Origin of the sequence: Billgrantia endophytica, assembly GCF_002879615.1 — a bacterium.
Lineage (GTDB): Bacteria > Pseudomonadota > Gammaproteobacteria > Pseudomonadales > Halomonadaceae > Halomonas > Halomonas endophytica.
On record NZ_PNRF01000047.1, the window covers coordinates 13,180 to 32,924 of the forward strand.

The 19,745-nt window shown below is 63.6% G+C and carries 20 protein-coding genes; 9 read left to right on the forward strand and 11 right to left on the reverse strand.

All coding sequences use genetic code 11. From position 1 onward, the window contains the following. Positions 1–106: 106 nt before the first annotated feature. A complete protein-coding gene (locus C1H69_RS21925; protein WP_102655515.1) occupies positions 107–1,012 on the forward strand; it encodes a LysR family transcriptional regulator in 906 nt (301 codons plus the stop codon). A gap of 70 nt (positions 1,013–1,082) precedes the next feature. On the opposite strand, the gene C1H69_RS21930 is transcribed toward C1H69_RS21925, so the two are convergent. From C1H69_RS21930 to C1H69_RS21955, 5 genes are all read right to left on the reverse strand, one after another. After that, complete coding sequence (locus C1H69_RS21930; protein WP_102655516.1) at positions 1,083–2,333, reverse strand: benzoate/H(+) symporter BenE family transporter; 1,251 nt, start codon at positions 2,331–2,333, stop codon at positions 1,083–1,085. Positions 2,334–2,396: 63 nt separating this feature from the next. Next, positions 2,397–3,176: a benzoate diol dehydrogenase BenD gene (gene benD, locus C1H69_RS23965; RefSeq protein WP_102655517.1), complete on the reverse strand. Its 780-nt coding sequence runs from the start codon at positions 3,174–3,176 to the stop codon at positions 2,397–2,399. Then, complete coding sequence (gene benC, locus C1H69_RS23970; protein WP_102655518.1) at positions 3,173–4,213, reverse strand: benzoate 1,2-dioxygenase electron transfer component BenC; 1,041 nt, start codon at positions 4,211–4,213, stop codon at positions 3,173–3,175. Before benC ends, benD begins: the two co-directional genes overlap by 4 nt. 150 nt (positions 4,214–4,363) lie before the next feature. Further along, positions 4,364–4,654, reverse strand: coding sequence for a muconolactone Delta-isomerase (gene catC / locus C1H69_RS21950; protein ID WP_102655519.1), 291 nt, complete (start codon positions 4,652–4,654; stop codon positions 4,364–4,366). A 69-nt stretch (positions 4,655–4,723) separates the two neighbouring features. Next, complete coding sequence (locus C1H69_RS21955) at positions 4,724–5,857, reverse strand: muconate cycloisomerase family protein (RefSeq protein WP_102655520.1); 1,134 nt, start codon at positions 5,855–5,857, stop codon at positions 4,724–4,726. 107 nt (positions 5,858–5,964) lie between these two features. Here C1H69_RS21955 and C1H69_RS21960 point away from each other — a divergent pair, with 107 nt between their 5' ends. Then, positions 5,965–6,867, forward strand: coding sequence for a LysR family transcriptional regulator (locus C1H69_RS21960; RefSeq protein WP_102655521.1), 903 nt, complete (start codon positions 5,965–5,967; stop codon positions 6,865–6,867). A gap of 164 nt (positions 6,868–7,031) precedes the next feature. Here the strand turns inward: C1H69_RS21960 and C1H69_RS21965 are convergent, their stop codons facing one another. The 3 genes from C1H69_RS21965 to C1H69_RS21975 form a co-directional block, all read right to left on the reverse strand. After that, the gene (locus tag C1H69_RS21965) at positions 7,032–7,787 is read right to left on the reverse strand and encodes an enoyl-CoA hydratase-related protein (protein ID WP_102655522.1); all 756 of its coding nucleotides are present in this window, start codon (positions 7,785–7,787) and stop codon (positions 7,032–7,034) included. Between the two features lie 104 nt (positions 7,788–7,891). Beyond that, entirely contained in the window at positions 7,892–8,452 is a 561-nt protein-coding gene (locus C1H69_RS21970; protein ID WP_102655523.1) for a flavin reductase family protein, read from the reverse strand. 97 nt (positions 8,453–8,549) lie between these two features. Further along, the gene (locus tag C1H69_RS21975) at positions 8,550–8,915 is read right to left on the reverse strand and encodes a cupin domain-containing protein (protein ID WP_102655524.1); all 366 of its coding nucleotides are present in this window, start codon (positions 8,913–8,915) and stop codon (positions 8,550–8,552) included. A gap of 389 nt (positions 8,916–9,304) precedes the next feature. On the opposite strand from C1H69_RS21975, the gene C1H69_RS21980 reads away from it, so the two are divergent. The 7 genes from C1H69_RS21980 to C1H69_RS22010 all read left to right on the forward strand — a co-directional run bounded on the left by C1H69_RS21980 (position 9,305) and on the right by C1H69_RS22010 (position 16,505). Then, positions 9,305–10,957 (forward strand): AMP-binding protein, encoded by a 1,653-nt coding sequence (locus C1H69_RS21980; RefSeq protein ID WP_102655525.1) that lies wholly within the window; start codon positions 9,305–9,307, stop codon positions 10,955–10,957. Between the two features lie 59 nt (positions 10,958–11,016). Continuing rightward, positions 11,017–11,784 (forward strand): SDR family NAD(P)-dependent oxidoreductase, encoded by a 768-nt coding sequence (locus C1H69_RS21985; protein WP_102655526.1) that lies wholly within the window; start codon positions 11,017–11,019, stop codon positions 11,782–11,784. An 87-nt stretch (positions 11,785–11,871) separates the two neighbouring features. Further along, positions 11,872–12,648, forward strand: coding sequence for an enoyl-CoA hydratase-related protein (locus C1H69_RS21990; protein WP_102655527.1), 777 nt, complete (start codon positions 11,872–11,874; stop codon positions 12,646–12,648). 90 nt (positions 12,649–12,738) lie between these two features. After that, complete coding sequence (gene aliB, locus C1H69_RS21995) at positions 12,739–13,878, forward strand: cyclohexanecarboxyl-CoA dehydrogenase (protein ID WP_102655528.1); 1,140 nt, start codon at positions 12,739–12,741, stop codon at positions 13,876–13,878. Continuing rightward, a complete protein-coding gene (locus C1H69_RS22000; RefSeq protein WP_240610045.1) occupies positions 13,875–14,441 on the forward strand; it encodes a MarR family winged helix-turn-helix transcriptional regulator in 567 nt (188 codons plus the stop codon). The genes aliB and C1H69_RS22000 overlap by 4 nt, the downstream gene beginning before the upstream one ends. Positions 14,442–14,598: 157 nt before the next feature. Next, positions 14,599–15,762, forward strand: a complete 1,164-nt coding sequence (locus C1H69_RS22005; protein ID WP_102655592.1) for an ABC transporter substrate-binding protein — start codon at positions 14,599–14,601, stop codon at positions 15,760–15,762. Positions 15,763–15,830: 68 nt separating this feature from the next. Then, positions 15,831–16,505, forward strand: a complete 675-nt coding sequence (locus C1H69_RS22010; protein WP_102655530.1) for a nitroreductase — start codon at positions 15,831–15,833, stop codon at positions 16,503–16,505. A 90-nt stretch (positions 16,506–16,595) separates the two neighbouring features. Here the strand turns inward: C1H69_RS22010 and C1H69_RS22015 are convergent, their stop codons facing one another. The 3 genes from C1H69_RS22015 to C1H69_RS22025 all read right to left on the reverse strand — a co-directional run bounded on the left by C1H69_RS22015 (position 16,596) and on the right by C1H69_RS22025 (position 19,697). Beyond that, a complete protein-coding gene (locus C1H69_RS22015) occupies positions 16,596–17,393 on the reverse strand; it encodes an ABC transporter substrate-binding protein (RefSeq protein ID WP_205738586.1) in 798 nt (265 codons plus the stop codon). A gap of 367 nt (positions 17,394–17,760) precedes the next feature. Continuing rightward, entirely contained in the window at positions 17,761–18,957 is a 1,197-nt protein-coding gene (locus C1H69_RS22020) for an epoxide hydrolase family protein (RefSeq protein WP_205738587.1), read from the reverse strand. 377 nt (positions 18,958–19,334) lie between these two features. Beyond that, positions 19,335–19,697, reverse strand: a complete 363-nt coding sequence (locus tag C1H69_RS22025; protein ID WP_102655531.1) for a hypothetical protein — start codon at positions 19,695–19,697, stop codon at positions 19,335–19,337. Between the last annotated feature and the right edge of the window lie 48 nt (positions 19,698–19,745).

Consider the following 19,745-nt stretch of genomic DNA (forward strand, 5'->3'; position numbering starts at 1 on the left):
ATAAGTCCATAAAACAATAACCTGGGTGATTCCGCGCCTATCGGAACTCGACCTTTGTCCAATGTCAGGGGCGACCGGAAAACACTCCCTTGACGACGAGAACGCCATGATCAAGCTGTCCGAGATCGACGTGAACCTGCTGGTAGTGTTCGACCTCCTCTACCAGGAACAGAACACTCAGCGCGTGGCCCTGCGCCTCGGCATCACCCAACCCGCGGTCAGCCACGCCCTGAAGCGGCTGCGCACCCTGCTCGGCGACGAGCTCTTCGAACGCACCTCGCGAGGATTGATGCCGACGCCACTGGCCTCTAGCCTGCATCTTCCCGTCGCCGAGGCTCTGGCTCAGCTCCAGGAGATCCTCAACCGGCCGGAAGACTTCGAGCCGGCCGTGAGCGAACGCACCTTCAACATCGCCATGACCGACATCGGCGAGATCGTTTTTCTGCCTCGTTTACTCAAGCACCTGGCCCACGAGGCCCCGGGCATCTCCCTGAGTACGGTGCGCAGCCAGAATGAAGACCTGAAGCGGGAGATGGAGGACGGAAGCATCGACCTGGCTATCGGACTGATCCCACAGCTTGGCGCCGGTTTCTATCAGCAACGGTTATTCATGCAGAGATATGTTTGCTTGATGCGCCGCGACCACCCTCTCTCGAAGGGCAACTTCGGGTTCGATGATTTCATGGCCGCCAAGCACGCTGTCGTAGTCGCCAAGGGTACCGGTCATGGCATCGTGGAGGAGCAGCTGACCCGTGCGGGCATTGACCGGCCAGTGAGATTGAAACTGCCACACTTCGCTGCCGTGCCCTACATCATAAGCGAGAGCGACCTGGTGGTAACGGTGACAGACAAGCTGGCCAAGGCAACCCAGCACCGGTTCGGGCTGGAAATGCATGAGCATCCTCTACCGTTTCCAGAAGTCTCCATCAATCTATTCTGGCATCGCCGTTTTCATCAGGATTCAGGAAATCGGTGGCTGCGTAATTTGCTATTCGGTGTGTTCTCCGAGTGAGGCATACCATCCAACAAAGGCCCGTGCCGAACTGGCAGGCACGGACCAGGGAGGATAGGTCCAGCTAGACTCACTTCGCCTGCCCTACTTTAAGCACGTTCCGCTCGGTGACGAACTCGAAGTCCTTTGTCTCGAAGATCAGCGAGACCACCACGCCCAACACCAAGGCCCAGAATGTGGCGCCGATCTCGAGAATCTGGATGCCGGAGGCGGCGATCAGGAAGGCAAACAGCGCCCCCATCTCATGCTTCTTGCCGGAGAAGGCGATGGCCATGGACGAGGTGATCACGCGCATCAGCGCCAGGCCGGCGATGATGACGATGAAGTAGCGCGGCGTCACCTCGAGCAGGCTCACCACATAGCCGTAGAACGGCGCGAAGATCACGAAGATGGCCCCGGCGATTACCGCCGCCACCCAGCGCTTGTCATGGTCACCGGCCTCCGGCGAGGAGCAGACCCCGGTCATTGGCGCGGCAATGCAGGTGCTATGGAGGTTGAAGAAGGCCGAGACCATGGTTCCCAGGCCACCCACTGCGGTAATGCCGTTGGCCGGTACCTGCTTGTAGCCCATACCCTTGACCAGGCCGACACCAGCTGGAGTCTCCATGCCCACCAGGATGATCGCCAGCGGCAGGCCGTAGGCCAGGAAGGCGGCCAGGGTGAACTCTGGGACGATGAACTCGGGGAAGCGGATGGTGGCCTCGATGCCGGAGAGATCCACGCCGGTGGCCACCAGGTAGACGATCCCCGCCAGCATGGCCACGACCAGCGGCGGTATCTTGCGAAACAGCCGCGCCGAGAGGAAGAACGCCAGGATCATGATTGATGCGGGCAATAAGGCGTTCTCCAGCGGCTCTACCATGTTGAGACCGAAACTCAGCAGCATACCGGCGACCATGCCCATCACGATGGGCATGGGAATCAGGCGCATCACAACGCCCATCACCCCGGTCAGTCCGGCAACCAGCGAGATGGCTCCTGCAATGAAGGTCGCTCCCAGTGCCGCCTCCAGGCCCACCACGGGGATTACCGCCGCGAACATCAGCGCGCCGGGAATCGAGTTGGCCATGGGCAGCGGCAGCCGATAGTAAGCCGGCATGAAGAGGCCGAACAGGCCGTTGATCATCAGGTAGCCGATGACCCAGATCATGATGAAAGACGATTCAAGCCCTGCGGCGGTGCCGGCACTGATGTGCACGACGCCGACACTGAGCCCTAGAATACCGGCGACCAAGCCTGTGCTGGCGTTATCAACATTGAGGTCGCGCAGGAAGTCTCCAGGCGCGCGCCTGAGGCTGATGCCCTTTTCGATATGTCTCATGGTGGCTCCAGGGGTTATTGTCGTTGGAATCGTGTTGAGTCGACCGAGCTGGCGCGACGAGGCCTAGCCCAGGTCTCCTCCTGCCACAGGGACCACGGTGCCGGTGATATAGCTGGCTTCATCCGAGGCCAGGAACAGGATCGGTGCAGCCATCTCGTCCAGGGTGCCGTAGCGCCCCATCAGACAGCTGTCCCTGGTCTGATCAATGTGCGCCTGGAACCAGCTCCTTTCCTGCTCGTTACGGGGCTCGGGGGTACCACGTGAGATACGCCGTGGCGGCGCCTCGGTGCCACCGGGCGCGGTGGCCACCACCCGAATGCCATGTTCGGCATACTCGAAGGCCAGCGAGGCGGTCATGGCGTTGACACCGCCCTTGGCCGCCGAATACGGAATCCGATGGATACCGCGGGTCGCCGCCGAGGAGACGTTGACGATGACACCACTGCCCTGCGCCACCATGGTGGGCAGCGCGGCACGGCAGCACCACAGGGTCGGCATCAGCGAGCGGGTGATCTCCGCCGCGATCTCGGTGTCGGTGAACTCGGTGAACGGCTTGAAGTTGATGGCTCCGCCCACGTTGTTGATCAGGACATCGATCCGCCCGAAGCGCTCGACGGTCCAGGTCAGCGCATCCTGAGCGCCTTTCCAGGTCTCCAGATCGGCCTGCAGGGCGATGGCATCCACACCCTGCTCGCAGAGCCCAGCCACCACCTCGTGAATAACGTCGGCGCGGTCCACCAGCGCCAGGCGGGCGCCTTCGGCGGCGGCCCGCTCGGCGACCCGCTGGCCGATGCCCTGGGCCGCCCCGGTGACCATCACGACCTTGTCGGTAAAGCGGCTCATGCGGCCTCCTCCACCTGGTTCGGTGTAAACTTCTCGTAGTGGAAGCTCTGCGGGATGATGCCTTCCCTGTCGAAGTGCTTGAGCACGGCATCGACCATGGGCGGCGGACCGCACAGGTAGACGTCCACGTCGCCATCGTTGAGCACTTCGGCGTCCATGTGGTGCGTCACATAGCCCTTGCGCGGATGCTCGCTCATTTCGTCCACCACCACGGTGGTGTAGCGGAAGTTCGGCAGCCGCTCCTTGAACGCTTCCAGCGCATCCACCTTGACCAGGTGATCGTCCTTGTTGACGCCGTAGATCAGGTGGATCGGCGCCTCGGCGCCCTCACCCGTATCGCCCCTGCGCACCAGCTGCTCCAGCATGGAGAGAAATGGCGCCAGGCCGGTACCGCCGGCCAGCATCAGCACCGGACGCGTTACCTCGCGCAGGTAGAAGCTGCCCAGCGGGCCGGTCAGGCTGAGGCGGTCGCCCACCGCGGCGCGCTCGGAGAGGTAGCCGCTCATCACCCCGTTCGGAATGTTGCGGATCAGGAAGGTGGCGCGCATCTCCCCCGGCAGCGAGCTGAAGGAGTAGGAGCGGTGCACCTCGCTGCCGGGCACGTCGATGTGCACGTACTGGCCGGGCAGGAAGGCGAGTTCGCTGTCCTCATCCAGATCCACTGCCAGTTCGATGCTGTCCTCGGAGAGCCGTTCGACCACGGCCAGGGTGCCCTTCACCCTGCCTACCGCGGTCTTGCACAGGGTGGAGGCCACCGGCACCTGGATGACGCAGTCCGAGGACGGCACCATCTGGCAGGTCAACACCTGGCCTTCGGCCATTTCCTCCTCGGATAGTGCCTCGTCCAGATAGTCGTCGCCCAGGTCGAAGGCACCCTGCTCGCAGCGCCCCTTGCATGTCCCGCAGACGCCGTCGGAGCAGTCCATCGGCAGGTTGACCTTCTGGCGATAGGCGGCGTCGAGCACCGTCTCGCCGGCCTTGCAGCCGATGAAGCGGGTCACGCCATCCTCGAAATTGAGGGCAATGGTGTAGCTCATGGTCGAATCTCCTCCCACCGGCTCGGACGTGGTAGACGTCGATGACCTGGCGGATATCGTCGTTGTCGAGTTGCACGACTTTTTTCTCGATCAGCGGCTGCTCCGGTGCGTGGCGCGCGGTTCGGGCGTGCTGCCACGGATCGTCCCGGATCAGCTGTCGTCCTCACGGATGGAGGAGGGGTGCCGGCACAGCGGCTTGACGCGGATCTCCATCCAGGGAAAGAGCGGCAGGTTGCTGACGATCTCCTGCAGCTCGGCGTTGTCCTCGACGTCGAACACGCTGACGTTGGCGTAGCTGCCAGCGACCCGCCACAGATGGCGCCACTTGCCTGAGCGCTGCAGCTCCTGGGAGTAGGCTTTCTCGGTCGCCTTGATCTTGGCGGCCTGCTCGGCCGGCATCTCCGGCGGCAGCTTGACGGTCATTTCCACCTGAAACAGCATGCGGTTTCTCCTCGTGGTCAGTGCAACGCGCCACTGCGCGTCGAATCGCTTACCGAGCGCGAGCCCGGCCTATTTCGCGTATCGCCGGCGGCGTGCGTAGTGCGCCAGCTTGTCTTCATCCAGGCGGATGCCGAGCCCCGGCCCGCTGGGCAGGTCAACACCGAACTCGTGGTAGTTGAGTGGTTCGCTGACGATGTCGTCCTTGAGCAGCAGCGGGCCGAACATCTCGCTGCCCCAGGCCAGCTCGCCGAGAGTGGCCCAGGCATGCAGCGAGGCGGCGGTGCCGATCGTGCCCTCCAGCAAGGTGCCACCGTAGAGGCCGATGCCGGCCGCCTGGGCCACCTGCGCCAGTGCCAGGGCACCGCGTGGGCCACCGGCTTTGGCGATCTTCAGCGCATAGGCGCCGCTGAAGCCGGCGGCCGCCAGCTCGAATCCGTCGCGGGCGTCGGCCACCGCCTCGTCGGCCAGCATCGGCACCTCGAAGCGGTTGGCCAGGCGGATCAGCCCGGCGTGCTCACGGGCGGGAATCGGCTGCTCGATCAGATCGATCCCGGCGTCCTGCAGCGCAGCGATGCCGCGCACGGCGGTGCTCTCGTCCCAGGCCTGGTTGACATCGACCCGCACGCTTGCTCGCTCGCCCAGGGCCTCCTTGATCGCGGCCACGTGGCGCACGTCGGCATCGACGGAGTTGGCGCCGATCTTGAGCTTGAAGTCGCGATGGCGGCACTGTTCCAGCCGCTGAAAGGCCTCGTCGATGTCCTTGCGGGTGTCACCGCTGGCCAGCGTCCACAGCACCGGCACATGGGTCTGGCGAGCACCACCAAGCAACTCGGCCATGGGCAGGCCCAGGCGTTTGCCCTGGGCGTCGAGCAGTGCCGTTTCCAGCGCCGACTTGGCGATGGCGTTGCCTCGGGCATGGCGATCGAGGCGGGCGCGCAGTGCGCCGATGGCGGCCGCCGGCTGGCCGATCAGCAGCGGCGCCAGGTAGGTGTCGATGTTGTGCTTGATGCTCTCGGGGCTCTCGGGGCCGTAGGCGAGCCCACCGATGGTGGTGCCCTCGCCCAGCCCCTCGACGCCATCGGAGTCGCGCAGGCGCACGATGACCAGCGTCTGGCAGGCCATGGTGGTCATGGAGAGCTTGTGGGGACGGATGGTCGGCAGGTCGACCAGCAGCGTCTCGATGGCGTCGATCAGAGGTGTCATGGCGGCTCCCGCTCCGGGAAATGTGTTGGGGACTGGCAAGCAGTGTGATTGCGCCGCGATGAGGAAACCAATATTGTTTGGGTGCCGAGCCATACCCAGGAGGTATCATGGAGCTACGCCACCTACGGTACTTCTGCGTGGTCGCCGAGGAGCTCAACCTGACCTGTGCCGCCGAGAGGCTGCATATGTCACAACCGCCTTTATCTCGACAAATCAAACAATTGGAAATAGAAGTGGGCGCCGAACTGTTCGAGCGGGGGCCCCGCGGGCTGCGTCTGACGCCCACCGGACTGTTCTTTCAGCAGCATGCACTCCAGATACTTGAAAAGGTGGATGCCACCGTGGAGGCCACCAGGCGCATGGCGCGAAGCCAGCGCGTCATGTTCGGTATCGGTTTCGTACCCTCGGTGTTCTACGGCCAACTGCCCCTGTTGGTACGCGGCCTACGACAAAAGGATAACGTCGAGCTGGCCCTGGTGGAGTTGACTACGGTGCAACAGATCCAGGCGTTGAAGAGTGGGCGCATCGACATCGGCTTCGGTCGCCTGAAGATCGACGACCCGGACGTGGAGCAGGAGGTGCTGTTCGACGAACCGCTGATGGCCGCCCTGCCCGAGGGCCATCCCTTGGCCGACACCACGCCAACCCTGGAGGCACTGGCCCGCTATCCGCTGATCGTGTTTCCCGCCAAGCCGCGCCCCAGCCTGGCCGACACGGTCCTTGGCTTGTTCCGCCGCCGCAGCCTCAAGGTGGAGGTGGTGCAGGAGGCCAACGAGTTGCAGACCGCACTCGGCCTGGTCGCCTCCGATATCGGCATCACGCTGGTTCCCGAGCAGGTCAAGCGGGTCAAGCGCGATGGCATCGTCTACGTCTATCTCGCCGACAAGAGCCTTACCTCGCCGGTGATCTGCAGCCGTCGCAAGGGCGAGACCTCCTCGCCCGCCATGCGGGACGCCAACGCCATTCTCGGCGTGCTGGTGGAGAACCGGCGCAGCGGACGCTACCCGTGATGGCAGTGGCTCCCGATAGCGGCGCACCTTCTCCAGCGGCACGACCGGGACGTCAGGCGCTCGAGCGGGAGGCAGTCGCTCCGCGCGGCTCGGCCAACATCACTTCCGCCTCCTGCTATCAGCGCAAAGCCCAGGCATCTGCCACTACATGGGCCGCCGATTGACTACTGGCCCCTTTTCCTGGCAAAGAAGGCATCTATGGCACTCTGGGCCTCTCGGGAGCGGCACCGCTCCAGCAGTTGCTGCTCTTCTCGATCCAGAGCTTGGCCGATCACCTCGGCGTCGCTTGCACGCAGTAGCGCCTTGGTGGCCAGTAGCGTTTCGTAGGGCTTGGCGATCAGGTGCTTGGCACAATCGATCGCCTGCTCGAGCGCCTTGCCATCGGAAGTGGTATCGGTCAGCAGACCCAGTTCATGCGCGCGGAGCGCCGTAAAGGATTTGCCGAGCATGAGCATTTCAGTGGCCGCCTTGTTGCCGGCCAGCTTGGGCAGCAGGTACGTCGTGGCCCCGAGAGGCGTCAAGGCGAAGTTGACGAAGGGCAGGTAAAACTTCGTCGAGTTGCCCGCATAGGCAAAGTCACAGTGCAGCAGAATCGACGAGCCTAGCCCCAGGGCGATACCTTCCGCAGCGGCGATAACGGGCTTTCGAAAGGCATGCAGGTGGCGCAGGAAGGTGATGGCCGATACACTCGTGGCATCCGCCAACGCCTTGTAATTGGCCAGGTCATTCCCGGCGGTGAAGCAGTTCTCGCTGCCCGTGATGATCAGAACCTTGACCCCATCGTCCGCCTCGGCCGCCGCGATCACCTCGATCATATGCGCGTAGCTCGCCTCATCCAGAATGTTGCGTCGTTCGGGACAGCTGATCTTCAGCAGCGTGATGCCATCATCTCTCCGGGAAGTCGTGATTCTGGTCGCCATGACGATATCTCCGTTGCGGGCAAGAGGCCTGACCCCATCATAAGAATTTTTTGATACAGCCGCTAAGGTTTTCCTGAACGCAACTCACCGCCCTTCCCTGAAACCTACAGCATCTCCGGCAGGAATTGATCGCGACGGCTGATGATCTTGCCAGCCACCATGAAGACACCGTCGCCGGTGTAATGGAGGGTCTCTGGATACTCAGGGGACACCGCCGCCCGGGCCGCCACCACCTCCCAGATGAAGAAGTTGTAGCGCTCCACCAGGGCGTCGTCGAACATCCGGCATTCGAAGTGGGCGTGGCACTCGCCAACCAGCGGCGCGCTCACCTGCTCCGCCGGCTCCGCGGTCAGCCCGAAGCGGGCGAACTTGTCGACCTCGGCACCGCTGCTGTTGCCCACGCCCACCACCTGATCGGTCAAGGTCGTGGTCGGCAGGTTGATGACACACTCGCCGCTGCGGCGAATCATCTCGAAGCTATGGTTGTCGGCCGAGATGATGCAGCCCACCAGTGGCGGCGAGAACGCCATCACGGTATGCCAGCCCATGGTCATGATATTGCGCCGCCCCTCCCAAGCCGACGAAACCAGCACGATGGGCCCCGGCTCCAGGTAGCGGCGCACCTTCTCCAGCGGCACGGGGGCCTTGTCGGTGAATTCACTCATCACTGCGTCTCCCAATCAGTAGGGTATCGACACCCCAGAGGCAGTGTAGCAGTCATCTCTTCTATCCCGAGAGCCTGAAGGCAGCCAGGAGGCCGGTTCAGATCCACACGTCGTTTTCAGCGGTCCGCTCGCCGCCGGCATTGCCCGTATTCACGACCCCGCGCGGCTCGATCAGCATCACTTCCGCCTCCCGCTCGGCGAAGGGCTTGTGCTCGACGCCTTTCGGGACCACGAACATCTCGCCGGCGGCCAGGTCGACCGCACCATTCCGGAAATCGATGCGCAGGTTGCCCTTGATCACCAGGAAGACCTCATCCGTATCGGGATGATCATGCCAGACGAAATCCCCCTCGAGCTTCACGAGCTTGAACTGATAGTCGTTCATCTCGGCGATCACCCTGGGCGACCACTGCTCATCGAACAGGCCAAGCTTCTGTTGGATATCGATTGCCTTGTAGTCCATCGCTTCCCTCCCCTCGTCGGATACCGTGCGAGTCGCCGAATTGGCACATCGCCGCCGCTAGGACGGCGTATGGAAACATTAGCATCAGGAACCAAAGGCAGGACAGGTACAGGCTCGCTGACTTTCCAACATGACAGTTGAGCCGATCCCCTCATGACCCTCTCGGGGTCTTGTCGGGATTATCTTGCAGCGCAACATGACAATCTCTTGTCATATATAGCTCTCCATTTCACCATTACATGGGATACATAGTCAGGCTCATCGTAAATAAAAGACAAGCTATTGACATAAATTTTCGAATATCCTAGCTTGCATTCAAGGCATACCGGGATGGCCCAGCCATCGACCGCCGCACCGACAACAACGACAACGTGTTTTCAGGAGCTTGTATGGCTATCGAGACGAATCTGACCCCGGCGCGCAGAAAGGCCATGACCGAGGCCGGCGCCTGGAATGACATGCTCATTACCGACTACCTCGATGAAGCCGTGGCCGAAGCGGCCAACCGCCCGGCCATCATCACCTATCGCATGGCGGACGGCTCCCGCTCGGCGCTGAGCTACGGCGAGCTGAACGAGAAGGTCACGCGCATGGCGGCCGGCCTGGCCGGCCTGGGTGTGGCGAAGGGTGACGTGGTCTCCTGCCAGCTGCCCAACTGGTGGCAGATGACCGCTCTGCATCTGGCCTGCGTGCGCATCGGCGCGGTGCTCAACCCGCTGATGCCAATCTTCCGCGAGCACGAGCTGCGCTTCATGCTGGCCCAGGCCGAGAGCAAGGTGCTCGTCGTGCCCGGCGTGTTCCGCGACTTCGATCACGCGGCCATGGCCCGCGACCTCGAGGCGGGGCTGGACACACTGCGGCACGTGCTGGTGCTCGGCGGCGAGGGCGAGGACAGCTTCGACGCGGTACTGCTGGATCGCGCCTGGGAAACCGAGACCGACACCGCCGCACTGTTCAAGGCGCGCCGTCCCGCCGGCGACGACGTGGTGCAGCTGCTCTATACCTCCGGCACCACCGGCAAGCCCAAGGGGGTAATGCACACCTCCAACACGCTGATGAGCCACATCCGCCCCTTCACCACCCGTCTGGGGCTGGGCAACGACGACACCACCTTCATGCCCTCGCCGCTGGCACACCAGCTCGGTTTCCTCTACGGCCTGATGATGCCGATCTACCTGAAGGCTACCGCCGTGCTGCAGGACATCTGGAACCCCGGCGAGGCGGTGGGGATCATCCGCGCCGAGCGGCCCAGCCTGATGCTTGGTTCCACCCCCTTCCTGACCGATATCGCCGAACAGGCGGTGGACCACGGCCCCGACCTGCAGTCGCTGAAGCTGTTCCTGTGCGCCGGTGCGCCGATCCCCAGCCCGCTGGTGGAGAAGGCGGCCCGCAACCTGCCGACGCGGATCATCTCGGCCTGGGGCATGACCGAGAACGGTGCGGTGACCACCACCCGCCCCGGTGACGACCCGGCCCGCGCGGTCAATACCGACGGCCTGCCGCTGCCCTACATGGAACTGAAGGTCACCGATATGGAGGGCAACACCCTGCCTCCCGGCCAGGAAGGACCGCTCTACGTACGCGGCGCCAGCCTGTTCGTCGGCTACTTCAAGCAGCCGGGGCTCTACGGCGTCGACGACGAGGGCTGGTTCCCCACCGGCGACCTCGCCCGGCTCGACGAGGAGGGCTACGTGCGCATCACCGGCCGCTCCAAGGACGTGGTGATCCGTGGCGGCGAGAACATTCCCATCGTCGATATCGAGAACACCCTCTACCAGCACCCGGCGATCCAGACCGTGGCCCTGGTGGGCCGCCCCGACGAGCGGCTGGGCGAGCGCCTGTGCGCCTACGTCACCCTCAAGGAGGGCCACGAGACGCTGACGCTGGAGGAGGTCACCGCCTTCCTCACCGAGCGCAAGGTGACCCGCCAGTACCAGCCGGAGTTCCTCGATGTGCTGGACGAACTGCCCCGTACTCCCTCGGGCAAGATCCAGAAATTCAAGTTGCGCGAACAAGCCAGCCAGGTGACGTCTTCGACCTGACGCGACAGCGGCTGGCATTGCATCAGTGAAGCTTCCATTGGACGACAGAGAGAGCAGTCATGAGAGGACTCAAGGACAAGACGGTCATCGTGACCGGCGGCGGCGGCGGCATTGGCCGCGCGGTATGCAAGCGCTTCGCCGAGGAGGGCTCGAAGGTGGCGGTACTCGACCGCGACATCGAGGCCGCCCAGGCCACGGTGGACGTGATCGTCGAGGCCGGCGGCCAGGCCAGGGCCTTCGGGGCCGACATTACCGACTACGCGGCCATCACCACCACGGTGGAGCGCATCGAGGCCGAGCTCGGTGTCCCGACGGTGCTGGTCAACAACGCCGGTTTCGACCGTTTCATGCCCTTCCTCAAGACCGAACCGAGCCTGTGGGAATCGCTGATCGCCGTGAACCTGAGCGGCGCGCTCAACATGCACCATGTGGTATTGCCGAGGATGATAGCGGCCGGCGGCGGCAAGGTGATCAACGTCGCCTCCGACGCCGCCCGGGTCGGCTCCTCCGGGGAGGCGGTCTACGCCGCCTGCAAGGCCGGCCTGCTGGGCCTGAGCAAGACCCTGGCACGGGAGCTGGCCACCAAGGGAGTGAGCCTCAACGTGGTCTGCCCCGGCCCCACCGACACCGCACTGCTGCAGGGCTTCGCCGAGACTTCCCGCGACCCGGAGAAGCTGCTCGAGGCGTTCCGCAATGCCGTGCCCATGCGCCGCATCGGCCAGCCGGAGGACTACCCCGGCATCATCACGATGCTCGCCAGCGATGACGCGAATTTCATCACCGGGCAAGTGATCAGCGTTTCCGGCGGCCTGACCATGGCCGGCTAGGAAAGCGCCGATTCACTGCTGCGCTCGCGCCCTTTGTGAAGAGATGGCCGCCGGCGGTGAACACAATACCGTTTCAGGAGCTCAACAATGAACTATGAAGACATTCTCTACGACGTCACCGAGGGCGTGGCGACCATCACCATCAACCGGCCGGAGCGCTACAACGCCTTTCGCGGCCAGACCTGCATGGAGCTGCTCGACGCCTTCAACCGTGCCGGCTGGGACAAGTCGATCGGCGTCATCGTGCTGGCCGGCGCCGGGGAGAAGGCGTTCTGCACCGGCGGCGACCAGGGCGCTCACGAGGGCCAGTACGACGGTCGCGGCCTGATCGGCCTGCCGGTGGAGGAACTGCAGACCCTGATCCGCCAGGTGCCCAAGCCGGTGATCGCCAAGGTACAGGGTTTCGCCATCGGCGGCGGCCACGTGCTGGCGCTGGTCTGCGACCTGACCATCGCCTCGGAGAAGGCGGTGTTCGGTCAGGTGGGCCCCAAGGTCGGCTCGGTGGACCCGGGCTTCGGCACCGCCTACATGGCGCGGGTGATCGGCGAGAAGCGGGCCCGGGAGATCTGGTATCTGTGCCGCAAGTACAGCGCCCGGCAGGCGCTGGACTGGGGCCTGTGCAACGCCGTGGTGCCGCCGGAGCAGCTCGACGAGGAGGTGCGCCTGTGGTGCGACGAGATCCTCGAGAAGAGCCCCACCGCGATCTCCATCGCCAAGCGTTCGTTCAACGCCGACAGCGAGAACATCGCCGGCATCGGCGCGCTGGGCATGCAGGCGCTGAGCCTGTACTACGAGACGCCGGAGTCCCGGGAGGGGGTCGCCGCCTTCAAGGAGAAGCGCAAGCCGGAATTTCGCAAGTTCTAGCTCCGCAAGTACGACAAGTGACGCCTGTTGCCAGCATGACGGCGCCTGCCGGCCACGATGCCGGCAGCCTGACCCGGTGAGGATGACGCCATGAACTTTGCATTTACCGAACAACAGCAAGCCATTCGCGACAGCGTGGCCAGACTGGCGGCCGACAGGCTGGCCCCCCGCTACCGGGCCCGCGAGCAAGAGGCCGGCATCGAGCGTGGGATCATCGCCGAACTGGGCGAGATGGGTTGCCTGGGTGGCGAGTTGCCCGAGGAGTATGGCGGCAGCGGCCTGGACTGCGTGACCAGCGGCGTGATCGTCGAGGAGATCGCCCGCGGTGACTTCAACGTGGGCTACCTGCCCCTGCTCGCCTCGCTCAACGGCCAGATCATCGCCCGCTACGCCCGTCCCGAGCTGGCCCGCGAATGGCTCGCCGGCATCACCGCCGGGCGCAAGGTGTGCTGCATCGCCCTGACCGAACCCCACGGCGGCAGTGATGCCGCCAACCTGAAACTCAAGGCGACCCGCCAGGGCGAACGTTTCGTGCTCAACGGCGAGAAGACCTCGATTTCCATGGCGGACCAGGCCGACGTGGCCGTGGTCTTCACCCGCACCGGCACCCAGGAGCAGCGCGCCAGCGGCATCAGCGCCTTCCTGGTGCCAATGGACCTGACCGGCATCTCCACCAGCCGTTTCGAGGATTCCGGCCAACGGGCCATTGGCCGGGGCTCGATTTTCTTCGACAATGTCGCGGTGCCGGCGGATCACATGCTGGGCGAGGAGGGACAGGGCTTCAAGCAGGTGATGCAGGGCTTCGACTACAGCCGCGCGCTGATCGGCCTGCAATGCCTGGCGGTGGCCCAGCAGTCGCTGGACGAAACCTGGCAGTGGCTGACCGAGCGCGAGGCCTTCGGCCAGCCGCTGTCGGGCTTCCAGGGGCTGACCCATCCGCTGGCCGAATACCAGACCTATGTGCAGGCGGCTCGATTGCAGTGCTACTACGCGCTATGGCTGAAGGACAATGCGCTGCCGCACACCGCCGAAGCCGCAATGACCAAGTGGTGGGGGCCTAAGCTCGCCTTCGATGTGATCAAGCAGTGCATGCTGGCACACGGCCATACCGGCTGGGGAGAGGACCTGCCCTTCTCCCAGCGCATGCGCGATGTGCTGGGCCTGCAGATCGGTGATGGCACCGCCCAGATCATGAAGAACATCATCGCGCGTCAGTCGGTGCCCCGGTGAACGCCACCATCGAGGCCAAACGCCACCCCGGCCGTCTGACGCTGCCTGATCCTGACCAAGGAGTGTTTCAGATGGTGATCGAGGACGACAAGAGCGTTGCCAACCGGCTGTTCTTTCGGCTCTTCCAGGCCAGCAACATCCTGCAGAAGCAGACCGTGGGCCAGGTCGGCCTGACCACGGTGCAGTGGGCGGTGCTCGGCGCCCTGTCGCGCAAGGGTTACGAGAACGGCATTTCCTTCAACGCCCTGACCGAATACCTGATCGTCAGCCGCCAGAGCCTGGACGGCGTGCTCAAGCGCCTGGAGCGGGAGGAGCACGTGCTGCGCATCCCGCACCCGGACGACAAGCGCGCCCGCATGATCCTGCTCACCGACAAGGGCCGGGCGTTCTGGGAGAGCCTGCAGCCGCGCATCCACGAGTTCTACGCCGACGGGCTGTCGAGCTTCACCTTCGACGAGACCGTGAGCCTGCTGCACTACCTCAACAAGTTCCAGCGCGACCTGGAAAGGATCGCGCTGGCCGACCCCGACGAACCCGACCAGGAGGTGCCGCCTATCGACTAGCCTTCACGCCCCAGCGTCCCGGCCCGGGCCTCGCCCGGCCGCATTCCCGAGCAATAACAACAACAGCTTCGTCATCGACGAGGCAGGAGACCTCATCGTGTCCAAATCATGCCCGATCACCCTCAAGAGCGGTATCCTGGCGCTCGGCGCCACCCTGATGACCGGCATCGCCAGCGCCGATATCAGCGACAACGAGATCCGTATCGGCTACCTCGCCGACATGTCCGGCCCCTACCGTGACCTGGCCGGCCCCGGCGGACTCGAAGCCCTGCGCATGGCCGTGGAAGACCATGGCGGTGCGATCCATGGCGCCTCCATCGAGGTGTTCAGTGCCGACGACCGCAACAGCGCCGACGTCGGCGCCAACACGGTGCGCGAATGGATCGACCAGCGCAACGTCGACATGGTTGCCGGCCTGGTGGCCTCATCGGTAACCATCGCCGCTACACGGCTGCTCGAGGAGCACGACCGGATCGGCATGGTCTCCGGTGCCGCCGCGCTGAGTGTCACCAACGAGTACTGCTCGCCGAACCATATCCAATGGGTCTACGACACCCACGCCATGTCCAACGGTACCGCCAAGGCCATCGTCGAGGAGGGTGGCGACAGCTGGTACCTGATCACCGCCGACTACGCCTTCGGCCACTCGCTGGAAGCGGACGTGGAAGCCATGGTGACGAAGAACGGTGGCCAGGTGCTGGGCACGTCGCGCCACCCGCTCAATACCAACGACTTCTCCTCCTATATCCTCCAGGCCCAGAGTTCCGGCGCCAAGATCGTCGGCCTGGCCAACGCCGGCGCCGATACCGTCAACGCCATCAGCACGGCGGGCCAGTTCGGCCTGGCCGAATCGGGGCAGGCGCTGGCGGGGCTGATGGTGTTCCTCAACGACATCCATGCCCTGGGGCTGGAAACCACCCAGGGCATGCAGCTCACCACCGGCTGGTACTGGGACATGAATGACGAGGCCCGGGAATGGGCCCAGCGCTACTACGAGCGGGTCGGCAGCATGCCCACCATGGTGCAGGCGGGGGTCTACTCCAGCACCATGCACTACCTGAACGCCATCGAGGCCACCGGCAGCGACGATGCTTCCACGGTGCGCGCCTGGATGGGCGAGACGCCGGTCAACGACATGTTCACCACCAACGGTATCGTGCGCGAAGATGGCCGCATGGTGCACGATATGTACCTGGCCGAGGTGAAGTCGCCTGCGGAGTCCGAAGGCGAATGGGATCTCTACCGCATCCTGAGCACCATCCCGGGTGACGAGGCCTTCCTGTCGCTGGAGCAAAGCGGCTGCCACCTGGTCAACCCGTAACCGGCCCCGAGGAAGGCAGCGGCGCGATCGCTGCCTTCCACACGTTTCAAACCGCCACGGAGACGAACATGCACGTCGATGATGCCATCCTGAGCCGCAAGTCGGTCCGCCGCTTCCTGCCCGAGCCGGTGAGCCTCGAGACGGTGGAACATCTCCTGAAGGTTGCCGGCCGAGCCCCCAGCGGCAGCAACATCCAGCCGTGGAGGGTCCACGTGGTGGGAGGCAGGGCCCGGGAGAGACTGAGCGATGCCATTATGGCGGCTTTCGATGCCGGCACGGCCGACCACCGGCCCGAGTATCACTACTACCCCGAGCACTGGTTCGAGCCCTACCTGGGTCGGCGCCGCCGCTGCGGGTACGGCCTCTACGAATCGCTGGGCATCCAGCGTGACGACAAGCAGAAACGCCTCGAGCAGATGCGCCGCAACTACCTCTTTTTCGATGCCCCGGTGGGCATGATCGTCACCATCGATCGACGGCTGGAGGCGGGCAGCTACATGGACACCGGCATGCTGATTCAGAGTATCCTGGTGGCCGCCCGCGGCCAGGGGCTGCACACCTGCGCCCAGGCCGCCTTCGCCTGGTACCACGACATCATTCGCGAACAACTCGGCCTGGACGACAACGAGCTGGTGCTGTGCGGCATCGCGCTGGGCCATGAGGACCCCGAAGCGCCGGAGAACCACTTCATTACCGAGCGTGAGCCCATCGAGGCGTTTACCACGTTTCATGGTTTTGTGTGAAAGAACCCGGATTGCAGGCGAGCACAAGCCTGCCGGCTGCCAGCTCAAAGTCTCTTTCACCTTCCAGGGTGGTGCCAGCCACCATGATCGTTAGCTCAACGCCAATCCAGCTTGGGCAGCACGATCTCCGCCGCGCCTTCTCGGTCGCTGAGGGCGATGGCACGGAACACGCCATCCTGCCACTGGCCGACCTGCCATCCTTCCCAGTAGATGCGTCCATCCAGGGTGATCTCGCCCAGCACCGTGTCGAAGGTGCCGTTCTCCATCTCGGCCACCACCTGCTCGTGATCGATGCTGCCCGGCCAGCTCGATGCCGAACTGGTCGGCCACGTTGACCATGGCCACCCGGCCTTCGATCACGCCGCTCTCGCGTAGCTCCTCGAGCATGGTGACGATGCCCTCGGCGTAGTGGCTAGAGGTACTGAGGAAGAAGAAGATGCGCGACCAGCGGTCCATCAGGTCCTGCTGGCGGTCGGACACTGCCGTCACGGCCAGGCGCGGATAGCCGGCGCGGTGCAGTACGGGTGCCACTGCGAGATTCAGCGCCGTGCCCCAGGGGGGAAGCACGAAGTGCACCTCGTCCTGGTTGATCAGCCTTTCGACGGCGCGAACGGCCTCCTCGGAGCTGCTGCGATCGTCATAGGCCACCACTTCGATAGGGAGCTGGCGATCCCCCACGCGGATACCGCCGGCCTTGTTGACCTCCTCCGCCCACAGCTCGTAGTTGGGGGTAATCGTGGTACCGGCGCCCCCGGCATAGGGCCCCGTGTCGGAGACGGCATAGCCGATGCGAATGCTTTCCGGCAGGTCGTCGGCCATGGCGGAAAAGCTCAGGGCGACACAGGCTCCGATTCCCAGTAACGCCCGGGCAAGTGAGGTCGATGGCATGATGGCGGCTCCGTTTTTCTTGTGGCTCGATAGCTTTTGCATTCTCGTGTTCGAATAACGAACAAATATACGCATTGCATGTCGAGCCTAGAATCGCCGTGGGCCAGCGTACAGTCATGCCAAAGTTGTAGCTGCTGCCAACTTGAAAAAAGAATTGATATTACAATAACATACAGAAATTTTTCCAGATATCTAACTGGCTTATATCGTTTATCGAACAGATCTATCCACTAAAACCTTTACAAGAATGACCACCTGAAAACGAGTGCCGCCACCGGTCGCCGCCAGCCTCATAAAAGGTTAACCACTGAGTATTCACGCATAGCATTTTACGCACTGGCATTCGCAGTCGCGTTTAGTCCTAGAACTAGACTCCGCCACGTTCACCGATTGGCGGCCAGCACTTCCGCGAGGCCTTCCTGCAGGTCCCTGACGAAATATTCCGGCACCTCCAGCGACGGAAAATGCCCCCGCGTTCGGCCGTCCTCCATCGCACGATCTGCCGGTACCGCTGCTCTGCCCAGGGGCGCGGACACTTCTCGATGTCGCGGGGATATATCGTGATGGCCGACGGAACATCGACCCGCAGCTCGGGGTCGAGCGTGTTAACCCCGCCGTGGCTTTCGTAGTAGATGCGGGCCGCCGAGGCGCCGGACCGCGTCAGCCAGTACAGGGTGACGTCGTCGAGAATGCGATCCCGGGAAATCGTCTCGAACGGGCTATCGTCGGTGTCCGTCCACTCGGCGAACTTGTCGAGGATCCAGGCCAGAAGCCCGACGGGTGAGTCGACCAGCGAGTAGCCGATGGTCTGCGGTCGGGTCGCCTGCTGCTTCGCGTACGCCGCGCGGTAGAGCCAGAAATCGCGGGTGTCCTCGGCCCACTTGCGCTCGGCCGCCGTCAGCCCGTCCATGGTCAACCCGGGTGGCGCCTGCGCCAACGTCGAGTGGATGCCGAGAACCTGGGCCGGGAACCTGCCGCCGAGGACCGTGGTGATGACACCGCCCCAGTCGCCGCCGTGGGCGACGAACTTGTCGTAGCCGAGCCTTTCCATCAGTTCTACCCAGGCAGCCGCGATCTTTCCGGCGCCCCAGCCGGTGGTGGCCGACTTGTCGCTGTAGCCAAAGCCCGGCAGCGACGGAGCCACGACGTGAAATGCCGGCGCGCCCGGCTCCTTCGGATCTGCCAGTTCGTCGACGATATCGATGAACTCGGCAATGCTGCCCGGCCAGCCGTGGGTCAGGATCAGGGGAGTGGCATCGGCGCGAGCGGATCGGCGGTGCAAAAAGTGGATGCCGAGGCCGTCGATCACCATGCGGAACTGGCCAAGACGGTCAAGGCGCGCCTCGAACGCCCGCCAGTCATACTCGGTGCGCCAGTAGTTCACGACATCGACGAGGTCGGCGAGAGGCACGCCTTGGTCCCAGCGGCGAGGGTCAGGCGCGGCGCGCTGGACCGTCTCGACCTCCGGCAGCCGCGCCGTGGCCAGTCGCGCGCGCAGGTCGTCGAGGTCGGCATCGGTTGCACGGGCTTCGAATACTTGAACGTCCCTGCTTGGGCGATTCATGAGTTGGCCCCTTCAGCCTCGATGTTGACGCCGACGGTAACGGAGCCGAAGGCATGACATAGCCTTGCGCAATCCGCGCCTGGCAGCACCAAACAGCTTGGCAAAGAATGCGGCGCGCAACCGGGCATTGCGCCGCTCGATGGCGCGCATCTTTGGATCAGGGTTATGGAAGGCCATCGCCACCTCCGCGGTCACTGTAGAAGCGTAGCAAAGGAGGGGCATCGGCACCCGGATCGGCGCCGATCATGGTTTTCATGGCTGCCTGAAAGGCAGAAATCGGCCAAAAGCGGAGCTTCGAAGACTCCTCATTAACGCCCACATAAACGGCGTGAGCTTCGAGCGTCCGGCGACCGAAGGTAGCGGATTTAATGTGCTTGTTATGACTCTTCATCAGGCTTGGTATCTATCACCATTACGCTATAAGACTGCGGGAGAAATTCTTTGACCTCTGCTGCCGAGTACCCTTTTGCGTGAAATATCTTACCATCATCGGTAGTGATCATAACTTCCCTATTGTTTCTGGCTTCGATCCAAGCTACTATCACCTTGGCGATTGCATTCCAAGGCATAGCGTCAGAAACAGCGCTAATCACTTCTTTTACACCAGTGGCCTGTGGGGTTGTAGAAAAAATCACAGTCCGACTGTGAGCAACGCCAGCTTCGTCTAAAGCACGCAGGAAGGACGCTTCACTGTGCTTGTATAGCGTGAACTCCAGGACACTTACGCTTTCTGTTTCCATGACTTTCCTACGACTCCCATACTTAAGATTATAACGACACGCTCTGCG

Excerpts from the sequence above, each read along its gene's own strand:
- C1H69_RS21925 (WP_102655515.1), top strand. The coding sequence starts at position 107 with ATGATCAAGCTGTCCGAGATCGACGTGAACCTGCTGGTAGTGTTCGAC.
- C1H69_RS21930 (WP_102655516.1), bottom strand. The coding sequence starts at position 2,333 with ATGAGACATATCGAAAAGGGCATCAGCCTCAGGCGCGCGCCTGGAGAC.
- benD (WP_102655517.1), bottom strand. The coding sequence starts at position 3,176 with ATGAGCCGCTTTACCGACAAGGTCGTGATGGTCACCGGGGCGGCCCAG.
- benC (WP_102655518.1), bottom strand. The coding sequence starts at position 4,213 with ATGAGCTACACCATTGCCCTCAATTTCGAGGATGGCGTGACCCGCTTC.
- catC (WP_102655519.1), bottom strand. The coding sequence starts at position 4,654 with ATGCTGTTTCAGGTGGAAATGACCGTCAAGCTGCCGCCGGAGATGCCG.
- C1H69_RS21955 (WP_102655520.1), bottom strand. The coding sequence starts at position 5,857 with ATGACACCTCTGATCGACGCCATCGAGACGCTGCTGGTCGACCTGCCG.
- C1H69_RS21960 (WP_102655521.1), top strand. The coding sequence starts at position 5,965 with ATGGAGCTACGCCACCTACGGTACTTCTGCGTGGTCGCCGAGGAGCTC.
- C1H69_RS21965 (WP_102655522.1), bottom strand. The coding sequence starts at position 7,787 with ATGGCGACCAGAATCACGACTTCCCGGAGAGATGATGGCATCACGCTG.
- C1H69_RS21970 (WP_102655523.1), bottom strand. The coding sequence starts at position 8,452 with ATGAGTGAATTCACCGACAAGGCCCCCGTGCCGCTGGAGAAGGTGCGC.
- C1H69_RS21975 (WP_102655524.1), bottom strand. The coding sequence starts at position 8,915 with ATGGACTACAAGGCAATCGATATCCAACAGAAGCTTGGCCTGTTCGAT.
- C1H69_RS21980 (WP_102655525.1), top strand. The coding sequence starts at position 9,305 with ATGGCTATCGAGACGAATCTGACCCCGGCGCGCAGAAAGGCCATGACC.
- C1H69_RS21985 (WP_102655526.1), top strand. The coding sequence starts at position 11,017 with ATGAGAGGACTCAAGGACAAGACGGTCATCGTGACCGGCGGCGGCGGC.
- C1H69_RS21990 (WP_102655527.1), top strand. The coding sequence starts at position 11,872 with ATGAACTATGAAGACATTCTCTACGACGTCACCGAGGGCGTGGCGACC.
- aliB (WP_102655528.1), top strand. The coding sequence starts at position 12,739 with ATGAACTTTGCATTTACCGAACAACAGCAAGCCATTCGCGACAGCGTG.
- C1H69_RS22005 (WP_102655592.1), top strand. The coding sequence starts at position 14,599 with ATGACCGGCATCGCCAGCGCCGATATCAGCGACAACGAGATCCGTATC.
- C1H69_RS22010 (WP_102655530.1), top strand. The coding sequence starts at position 15,831 with ATGCACGTCGATGATGCCATCCTGAGCCGCAAGTCGGTCCGCCGCTTC.
- C1H69_RS22015 (WP_205738586.1), bottom strand. The coding sequence starts at position 17,393 with ATGCCATCGACCTCACTTGCCCGGGCGTTACTGGGAATCGGAGCCTGT.
- C1H69_RS22020 (WP_205738587.1), bottom strand. The coding sequence starts at position 18,957 with ATGAATCGCCCAAGCAGGGACGTTCAAGTATTCGAAGCCCGTGCAACC.
- C1H69_RS22025 (WP_102655531.1), bottom strand. The coding sequence starts at position 19,697 with ATGGAAACAGAAAGCGTAAGTGTCCTGGAGTTCACGCTATACAAGCAC.